This window comes from Streptomyces africanus, from assembly GCF_002150735.1.
Taxonomy (GTDB): domain Bacteria; phylum Actinomycetota; class Actinomycetes; order Streptomycetales; family Streptomycetaceae; genus Streptomyces; species Streptomyces africanus.
This window is the reverse complement of sequence record NZ_MUKA01000623.1, coordinates 1-2,199: the sequence shown is the minus strand read 5'-3', so window position 1 is coordinate 2,199 and position 2,199 is coordinate 1. Positions and strand designations below refer to the sequence as shown.

Genomic DNA, 2,199 nt, shown 5'->3' with positions numbered 1-2,199 from the left:
GGCCGCCGCGGCGGCCAAGAACGCCGGAAAGGAACGCGTCCTCACCGACACCCTCGGCACCACCCCCGAGGGCGAGACCCACATCGACGACGTCCCGGCCCTCGGCGACTGGAAGACCGCCTGGGACCACATCGCCTTCGACGGCTTCCTCGGCACCCGCATGATCCTCCAGACCACCTGGCAGGGCTGCGACTCCGCCCTGGCGGCACCCCTCGTCCTCGACCTCGCCCGCCTGACCGCCCGGGCCCACGAGGCTGGCCTGTCCGGCCCGCTGGACGCCCTCGGCTTCTACTTCAAGGACCCGGTCGGGGACGCGCCCTCGGGTCTGGCCGAGCAGTACGAGGCACTGATCCGGTTCGCGGGGAGGCTCCGGGAGGGAGAGGCGGGGGAGACAGCAGCCGAACGCGAGGACGCCGCAGACGGGGCCCATCCGGCGCGGGAGGCGCGCGGGACGGGGGACCGGCAGTGACGGGACGTCGCGAGCAGCCTCCCGCACACCGGGACGGTGCGGAGAACGCCGCCACGGAAAAGAACCCCCGCCGCACGGCGTCCTCCGGAGCTGCCGGCCGTGCACACCGACGACGCGCCTGGGCCGAACTCCTGCGCCTGCCCGCCCTGTTCAGCGTGCCAGGCGACGCCCTCGCCGGCACGGCCGCGACCGGCGCACCGCCCAACGCCCGAACCGTGCTCGCCATTGCTTCCTCCCTCTGCCTGTACGAGGCCGGCATGGCCCTCAACGACTGGGCGGACCGCGACGTCGACGCCGTCGAACGCCCGCACCGCCCCCTGCCCTCCGGCCGCATCCGACCGTCCACCGCACTGACCGCGGCCTGCGCCCTCACCGCGGCCGGCCTGACCCTGGCCGCCCGCGCCGGCCGCCCGGCCCTGGCCGTCGCCGCACCCCTGGCGGCGACCGTCTGGGCGTACGACCTCGGCCTGAAGCACACGCCCGCCGGACCCGTGGCCATGGGCGCGGCCCGCGGACTGGACCTGCTCCTGGGCGCAGCGGCCACCACCGGCCGTACCCGCCAGGCACTGCCCTCCGCCGCCCTCCTCGGCACTCACACCCTGGCCGTCACGACCGTCTCCCGCCAGGAGGCACAGGGCGGTTCACCCCTGGCCCCCCTGGCGGCCCTCGCGACGACCGCCCTGCTGACCCGTGTGGTGACGCACCGCCCGCCGGACCACCGGGGGACAGCCGCTCATGGCCTTCTCGGGCCACGAGCGACTCCGCTTCCAGGAGCCGTGCCCGGCCGGAAACCCACGGCCTACCTCACCACCGCCCTCGCGGCCGCTTACGTCGCGGCCACCGCCCGCCCCTACTTCCACGCCACGCTCAACCCCTCACCTCCGCTCACCCAACGAGCCGTCGGTGCCGGCATCCGCGCCACGATCCCCCTCCAGGCCACCCTGACCGCCCGCTCCAAGGGCACGGCCACGGCCCTCCTCATCGCGGCCCTGGCCCCGCTGGGAGCGCGGTTCGCGAAGAAGGTGAGTGTGACGTGAATCCAGGGACCTCTCCCCTCGACGCCCGCCGGCCCCTCCGCTTCGGCTACGGCACCAACGGCCTTGCCGACCTCCGGCTGGACGACGCGCTCCTTCTCCTCGCCGACCTCGGATACGACGGCGTCGGGCTGACCCTCGACCACATGCACCTCGACCCGCTCGCCCCCGACCTCGCCGCCCGCACCCGCCGCGTCGCGCACCGGCTGGACGCGCTCGGCCTGGGTGTCACCGTGGAGACGGGCGCCCGCTATGTGCTCGACCCGCGCCGCAAACACGGCCCCTCCCTGCTGGACCCGGACCCCGGCGACCGGGCCCGCCGTGCCGACCTCCTCCTGCGGGCCGTGCGGGTCGCGGCCGACCTCGGCGCCCACGCGGTCCACTGCTTCAGCGGGATCGTCCCGGACGGCACCGACACGGACACCGCGTGGAAGCGCCTGGCGGAGAGCCTCACGCCCGTCCTGGACGCCGCCGCGTCCACCGGCGTTCCGCTCGCCGTCGAGCCCGAACCGGGTCACCTCCTCGCCACCCTGGACGACTTCCACCACCTCCGCCGCATCCTCGGCGACCCCGAACCCCTCGGCCTCACCCTCGACATCGGCCACTGCCAGTGCCTCGAACCCCTCTCGCCCGCCGACTGCGTGCGCGCCGCCGCACCCTGGCTGCGGCACGTCCAGATCGAGGACATGCGGCGCG

Annotated in this window: 2 protein-coding genes and 1 pseudogene; all 3 read left to right on the top strand. The window is 75.3% G+C overall.

Going from position 1 to position 2,199, the window contains the following annotated elements; translation table 11 throughout:
• Positions 1–469, top strand: a pseudogene (locus CCL05_RS46910) (inositol-3-phosphate synthase); the annotation flags it as partial.
• Positions 466–1,506, top strand: coding sequence for an SCO3242 family prenyltransferase (locus CCL05_RS42805; protein WP_086565872.1), 1,041 nt, complete (start codon positions 466–468; stop codon positions 1,504–1,506). The pseudogene CCL05_RS46910 and the gene CCL05_RS42805, both read left to right, overlap by 4 nt.
• A partial coding sequence (locus CCL05_RS42800) for a sugar phosphate isomerase/epimerase family protein (protein WP_086565871.1) occupies positions 1,503–2,199 on the top strand: 697 nt, incomplete at its 3' end. The genes CCL05_RS42805 and CCL05_RS42800, both read left to right, overlap by 4 nt.